Raw genomic sequence first — 6,796 nt, forward strand, 5'->3', positions numbered from 1 at the left:
ACCGGGCTTCCGGCGCCAGCCGCCGGAAGCGCCGCGACACCGAATTCTTGGGAAAGACATCACCATGACCGAGACCGCAGAGAAGATCCGCGATCACTTCGACCTCTTCCGTGAGCCCCAGTACGAAGAGTTGATGGAGAACAAGCGGAAGAATTTCGAGAACTATGTTGGCGAAGCCGAGGTCGCGCGCGTCTCGGACTGGACCAAGACCAAGGAATATCAGGACAAGAACTTCGCCCGCGAAGCGCTTGTCATCAACCCGGCCAAGGCCTGCCAGCCGCTCGGCGCGGTGTTCGCGGCGGTCGGCTTCGAAAAGACGCTGCCGTTCGTGCATGGCTCGCAGGGCTGCGTCGCTTACTATCGCAGCCACTTCACCCGGCACTTCAAGGAGCCGACCTCCTGCGTGTCGTCGTCGATGACTGAAGACGCCGCGGTGTTCGGCGGCCTCAACAACATGATCGACGGTCTGGCCAACGCCTATGCGCTGTACAAGCCGAAGATGATCGCGGTCTCGACCACCTGCATGGCGGAAGTCATCGGTGACGACCTCAACGCGTTCATCAAGAATGCCAAGGAAAAGGGCTCGGTCCCGACGGACTTCGACGTCACCTACGCCCACACCCCGGCGTTCGTCGGCAGCCACATCACCGGCTACGACAACACCATGAAGGGCGTGGTCGAGCACTTCTGGGACGGCAAGTCCGGCACCGCGCCGAAGCTCGAGCGCAAGCCCAACGAGTCGATCAACTTCCTCGGCGGCTTCGACGGCTACACCGTCGGTAACCTCCGCGAAATCAAGCGCATCTTCGAAACGATGGGCGTCGAATACACTATCTTCGGCGACAACAGCGACGTCTGGGACACCCCGGCCGACGGCGAGTTCCGGATGTACGACGGCGGCACCACGCTGGAGCAGGCCGCCAACGCCGTCCACGCCAAGGCGACGATTTCGATGCAGGAGTTCTGCACCGAAAAGACGCTGGCGACGATCGCGGACCATGGCCAGGAGGTCGTGGCGTTCAATCACCCGGTCGGCGTCAGCGGCACTGATCGCTTCCTGCAGGCGGTGTCGCGGATCACCGGCAAGGCGATCCCCGAAGCGCTGACCAAGGAGCGCGGCCGGCTGGTCGACGCCATTGCCGACTCGGCCGCCCACATCCACGGCAAGAAGTTCGCCATCTATGGCGATCCGGACCTGTGCTACGGCCTCGCCGAATTCATCCTCGAACTCGGCGGCGAACCGACCCACATCCTGGCCACCAACGGCAACAAGACGTGGGAAGCCAAGGTGCAGGCGCTGCTTGACTCATCGCCGTTCGGCGCGGGCTGCAAGGTCTACGCCGGCAAGGATCTCTGGCACCTGCGCTCGCTGCTGTTCACCGAACCGGTCGACTTCATGATCGGCAACACCTACGGCAAGTATCTCGAGCGCGACACCGGCACGCCGCTGATCCGCATCGGCTTCCCGATCTTCGATCGCCATCACCATCACCGCGCACCGGTGTGGGGCTATCAGGGTTCGATGAACGTCCTGGTCAAGATCCTCGACAAGATCTTCGACGAAATGGACAAGTCGACCAACGCCGCCGGCAAGACCGACATCAGCTTCGACATCATCCGCTGATGCCGCAGCTTCGGAGAACCTGATTACAGGAGTGCCGCATGAGCCGCCTCGCAGACAAGATTCAAGACGTCTTCAACGAGCCCGGCTGTGCGGCCAATCAGGCCAAGTCCGACAAGCAACGCAAGAAGGGCTGCAGCAAACCGCTGCAGCCGGGAGGCGCAGCCGGTGGCTGCGCCTTCGACGGCGCCAAGATCGCGCTGCAGCCGATCGTCGACGTCGCGCATTTGGTGCACGGCCCGATCGCCTGTGAAGGCTCGTCCTGGGATAACCGCGGCACCAAGTCGTCTGGCTCGAAGCTGTATCGCACCGGCTTCACCACCGACATGGGTGAGAACGACGTCATTTTCGGCGGCGAGAAGCGGCTGTTCCGGTCGATCAAGGAAATCATCGAGAAGTACGATCCGCCTGCAGTGTTTGTGTATCAGACCTGCGTGCCGGCGATGATGGGCGACGATATCGTCGCTGTCTGCAAGGTGGCGGCCGAGAAGTTCGGCAAGCCCTGCATTCCGATCATCTCGCCCGGCTTTGTCGGGCCGAAGAATCTCGGCAACAAGCTCGCCGGCGAGGCGATGCTGGACTACGTGATCGGCACCCAGGAGCCGGAGTTCACGACCCCTTACGACATCAACATCATCGGCGAATACAACGTCGCGGGCGAGCTGTGGCAGGTGAAGCCGCTGCTCGACGAGCTCGGCATCCGGATCCTGTCGTGCCTGTCGGGCGATGCGCGCTATCACGAGGTGGCGCAGTCGCACCGCGCCCGTGCCGCCATGATGGTGTGCTCCACCGCGATGATCAACGTCGCGCGCAAGATGGAAGAGCGCTACGGCATCCCGTACTTCGAAGGTTCGTTCTACGGCATCAGCGACACCTCCGAGTCGCTGCGCCAGATCGCCCGCCTGCTGATCCAGCGCGGCGCTGACGCCGAGCTGATGGACCGTGTCGAAGCGCTGATCGCGCGCGAAGAGGCCAAGGCCTGGGCGGCAATCAAGGCCTACACCCCGCGCCTCGAAGGCAAGAAGGTGCTGCTGATCACCGGCGGTGTGAAGTCGTGGTCGGTGGTAGCGGCGCTGCAGGAGGCCGGGCTGACGATCGTCGGCACCAGCGTCAAGAAGTCGACCAAGGAAGACAAGCTGCGGCTCAAGGAGATGAGCCCGGACGTCCACCAGATCGACGACCTGCGCCCGCGCGAAATGTACAAGATGCTGAAAGAGGCGCAGGCCGACATCATGCTGTCGGGCGGCCGCTCGCAGTTCGTCGCCTTGAAGGCGCGGATGCCCTGGATGGATATCAACCAGGAGCGGACCTACGCGTATTGCGGCTATGTCGGCATCGTCGAGATGGTCCGGCAGATCGACAAGTCGCTGTCCAATCCGATCTGGGCTCAGGTGCGCAGCGCCCCGCCGTGGGACGAGGTGACCTGGGAAGAGCGCGCCGATGCCGCCAACGCCGCCGACGATCGCCAGCGCGCGATCTTCGGGCGTTCGGCTCGGGTGGCGTAGGGAGGCTGCGATGGCACAGATCGTCACCTCGACCAAGTCCTGCACCGTCAATCCGCTGCGGATGAGTCAGCCGCTCGGCGCCGCGCTGGCCTTCATGGGGCTGCGCAACTGCATGCCGCTGCTGCACGGCTCCCAGGGCTGCACCTCGTTCGGCCTGGTGCTATTCGTTCGCCACTTCCGCGAGTCGATTCCGCTGCAGACCACGGCGATGAGCGAAGTCGCCACCGTGCTCGGCGGCTTCGAGAACGTGGAGCAGGCGATCGTCAACATCGTCGGCCGCACCAAGCCCGACGTGATTGGGATCTGCACCACCGGGGTCACCGAGATCAAAGGCGATGATCTCGACGGCTACATCAAGATGGTGCGAGCCAATCATCCGGAACTGGCAAACGTCGCGCTGGTGCCGGTGTCGACCCCGGACTTCAAGGGCGCATTCGAAGACGGCTTCGCCGCTACCGTGACGCGGATCGTCGAGACCCTGGTCAATGTCCCGGCTGAGGGCAGCGTGCCGGATGCTGACAGGATCAATGTGTTGGCCGGCAGCCATCTGACGCCGGGCGACATCGACGAGCTGCGCGACATCATCGAAGCGTTCGGCCTGGCGCCGACCTTCCTGCCGGATATTTCCGGTTCGCTCGACGGCCATCTGCCGGACGACTTCACACCGACCACCCATGGCGGCGTCTCCGTCGCCGAAGTCGCAGCGATGGGCGGCGCGGCCTACACGCTGGCGTTCGGCGAGCAGATGCGCAAAGCCGCGGTCGCGCTCGAAACCAAGGCCGGCGTGCCGTTCGCGCTGCTGGCGCGGGTCACCGGGCTTGCGGCGGCCGATGAGCTGATGGCGACGCTGGCTAAGATCAGCGGCCGCCCGGTGCCGCCGAAATATCGCCGCCAGCGCAGCCAGCTGGTCGACGCCATGCTCGATGGCCACTTCTATTTCGGCGGCAAGAGCGTCGCGATCGGCACCGAGCCCGACATGCTGCTGAATATCGGCGGCTTCCTCGCCGACATGGGCTGCACCGTCAGTGCTGCGGTCACGACCACGACCTCGCCGATCCTGGCCCAGGTGCCGAGCGACGAGGTGCTGATCGGCGACCTCGAAGACCTTGAACGCCGCGCCGAGGATTGCGACCTCTTGGTCACGCATTCGCATGGTCGCCAGGCCGCGGAACGCCTGGGCGTGCCGCTGTTCCGGATGGGTCTGCCGATGTTCGACCGGCTCGGCGCCGCGCATCAGGTTGCGGTCGGCTATCGCGGCACCCGCGATCTGATCTTCGCGATCGGCAATGTGTTCATCGCCAACATCAAGGAGCCGGATGTGAACAGCTGGCGGAGTACCGCTGGTCGCCCGGATCAGACCGATGCGCCGGCTACGGCTCATTAGCAACGACGGCAGTCGAGCGGAGCACAGCGCCGATGCACAACTCAGGAGAACCGGCATGAAAGTCGCCTTTGCCACCCAGGATCTTGCGCGCGTCGATGCGCATTTCGGCTGGGCTCGGAACATCGCGATCTACGAAGTCACCGCCGACGATTATCGCTTTGTCGAAGCGGTTCAGTTCGCCGAGGAAAAAGAAGACGGCAACGAGGACAAGCTGGTCGCCAAGATCGACGCGATCCGTGATTGCGCCATCATGTACTGCACGGCGATCGGCGGCTCCGGCGCGGCGCGCGTCGTCGCCGCTCAGGTCCACCCGCTGAAGCTGGCGCAGCCGGAGCTGATCACCGACCTGATCACCAAGCTGCAGGGCGTGCTGCGCGGCGTGCCGCCGCCGTGGCTGCGCAAGGCGCTGATGAAGGGTGAAGAGCGCACGTTCGATTTTGCCGACGAGGCCTGACATGACCGAAGCCACCACTGCACCCGACGCCGCGCTCGACTCGCTGTTCGTCAAGGAACTGGTCAAGCAGCTCCGCGCTCAGGACACCCACGGTGTCTGGGAGGGCAAGTCTGATCTGAAGCTGCTGGAGCCGTTCATCGTCGACAAGGCCAAGCGCCGCGAGATCCCGATCATGGGCGATCCGGATCCGGAGACGCTGTGGCGGCTCGAACTGTTCTACAACGCGGTGGCGCTGTCGATCGAACGCGAGACCAGAATCATGGTGTCGCCGATGATGAAGATGCACCATGAGGGCTTCGGTCGGCTGATCCTCAGCGCCGGGCGGCTGATCGTCATCAACAAGCACATGCGCGACGTTCATCGCTTCGGCTTCGATAACCTCGGCAAGCTGGCCGAGGAGGGCGACAAGCTGGTCGCCGCCGGCAGCGAGATGATCCGCAAATATCCCGACGTCGCCAACCTCTAACGCGAGAGCGAGCACGCATGTCCGACATCGACACGCTGAAGGCCGAGATCAAGAAACTGTCCGCCCGCGCGACGACGATGAAGATGAATCTGCACGACCTGTCGGAAGAGCTGCCGATCAATTGGCAGAACATCATGACGGTGGCGCAGGAAACCCAGGATGCCTACGCGGCCCTTGAAGCTGCGCGGAAGGCTTTGAAGGAGCTGGAAGCGAAAGCCGCCTGATCGCGGCCGAACGCCTCAGCCCAAACGGCGCGGCCGCGAGCCGCGCGCAGGAGCGAACAATGGCGATCTTTTCCACCCGCGACGGCCAGCCGTGGGAACCGACTTACCTCACGGCGATCGACGACAAGAAGTGCATCGGTTGCGGCCGCTGTCACAAGGTGTGCTCGCGCGACGTGATGCATCTGATGGGCGTCAACGAGGAGGGCGAACTGGTCGCCTGCTCGCTCGATGATGATGACGATGACGAGGAGTTCGTCCGCAAGGTGATGGTCCTCGACGCGGCCGGCAATTGCATCGGCTGCTCGGCCTGCGTCCGGGTCTGCCCGAAGGCATGCCAGACCCACGTCAAGGCCAGCGAACTCGGGCTCTAAGCAAGGGAGCGACGGACATGCTCGGCGCAGCGGGAATCCAGGCGGCAGGCGCGACGGCAGCGGCGCTGCCGCTGCGCGTGACGGCGTCGAGCTTCGCGTCCTCTCCGGCGGTGGTGTACCGGGCCTTGACCGGCTGCACCCCGGCCGAAGCCCAGATCGATGACGATCGGGCATTCGATCGTCACGTGCTGGCATCGATCCTGTCGGTCGCGGTCACCGAACCCGGCTCGATCACGGAGTCCAGCGGTCTGACGGCCGACGATTTCGCGGCGCTGATCGTCGGCTGGTTCCCGCACGTCTCGGTCCTGTTGTCAGTGCTGGCGGTCGGCGAGCACGACGAGGACGAGGAAGCCGGCATGGTCCGCGACCTGCTGCTCAAGCATCGCTCGACCTCGGGCGACGTCGGCCGCTGGCTCGCCGCGATGGTGGCGCGCCGGGCAATGCAGCCGGAGCATCTGTGGGAAGATCTCGGCCTGCGCAGCCGTGCCGAGCTGAGCCGGCTGTTGATGCGGCATTTCGAGCCGCTGGCCCGCGACAACACCCGCAACATGCGCTGGAAGCGGTTCTTCTATCGCAAGCTCTGCGAAGACGACGGTATGGTGATGTGTAGCACCCCGGTCTGCTCGCAGTGCGGCGACTTCGCCGAGTGCTTCGGTGAAGAGAGCGGCGAAAGCCGGATGGCGATCCGCCGCCGCGAGGTTGAACTGCGGACGGCCGTGGCTTGACGCAGTGACGCCGCTCTTCACCTCCCCCTCCAGGGAGGTGAAGAGC

The 6,796-nt window shown here is 64.3% G+C and carries 8 protein-coding genes; all 8 read left to right on the forward strand.

Annotated elements, in window-relative coordinates:
* Nucleotides 1–64 precede the first annotated feature (64 nt).
* From nifK to DY467_RS21870, 8 genes are read left to right on the forward strand one after another with little or no spacing between them, the layout of a single operon-like run.
* Nucleotides 65–1,624 carry a nitrogenase molybdenum-iron protein subunit beta gene (gene nifK, locus DY467_RS21835; RefSeq protein WP_107346161.1) on the forward strand — a complete coding sequence of 520 codons (1,560 nt, stop codon included), beginning with the start codon at nt 65–67 and terminating at the stop codon, nt 1,622–1,624.
* Between the two features lie 38 nt (nt 1,625–1,662).
* Nucleotides 1,663–3,126: a nitrogenase iron-molybdenum cofactor biosynthesis protein NifE gene (gene nifE / locus DY467_RS21840; protein ID WP_107357094.1), complete on the forward strand. Its 1,464-nt coding sequence runs from the start codon at nt 1,663–1,665 to the stop codon at nt 3,124–3,126.
* 10 nt (nt 3,127–3,136) lie between these two features.
* Complete coding sequence (gene nifN, locus DY467_RS21845; protein ID WP_164638907.1) at nt 3,137–4,510, forward strand: nitrogenase iron-molybdenum cofactor biosynthesis protein NifN; 1,374 nt, start codon at nt 3,137–3,139, stop codon at nt 4,508–4,510.
* Nucleotides 4,511–4,565: 55 nt separating this feature from the next.
* Nucleotides 4,566–4,964: a nitrogen fixation protein NifX gene (gene nifX, locus DY467_RS21850; protein ID WP_013504431.1), complete on the forward strand. Its 399-nt coding sequence runs from the start codon at nt 4,566–4,568 to the stop codon at nt 4,962–4,964.
* Nucleotide 4,965: 1 nt separating this feature from the next.
* A complete protein-coding gene (locus tag DY467_RS21855; RefSeq protein ID WP_012497763.1) occupies nt 4,966–5,430 on the forward strand; it encodes a NifX-associated nitrogen fixation protein in 465 nt (154 codons plus the stop codon).
* A gap of 17 nt (nt 5,431–5,447) precedes the next feature.
* On the forward strand, nt 5,448–5,654 hold the full coding sequence (locus tag DY467_RS21860) for a CCE_0567 family metalloprotein (RefSeq protein WP_107346156.1): 207 nt from the start codon (nt 5,448–5,450) through the stop codon (nt 5,652–5,654).
* Nucleotides 5,655–5,713: 59 nt separating this feature from the next.
* On the forward strand, nt 5,714–6,025 hold the full coding sequence (gene fdxB / locus DY467_RS21865) for a ferredoxin III, nif-specific (protein ID WP_107346155.1): 312 nt from the start codon (nt 5,714–5,716) through the stop codon (nt 6,023–6,025).
* Nucleotides 6,026–6,042: 17 nt separating this feature from the next.
* A complete protein-coding gene (locus DY467_RS21870) occupies nt 6,043–6,750 on the forward strand; it encodes a nitrogen fixation protein NifQ (protein WP_164638909.1) in 708 nt (235 codons plus the stop codon).
* Nucleotides 6,751–6,796: the final 46 nt, after the last annotated feature.

Source organism: Rhodopseudomonas sp. BR0G17 (assembly GCF_010907025.1).
Lineage (GTDB): Bacteria > Pseudomonadota > Alphaproteobacteria > Rhizobiales > Xanthobacteraceae > Rhodopseudomonas > Rhodopseudomonas palustris_H.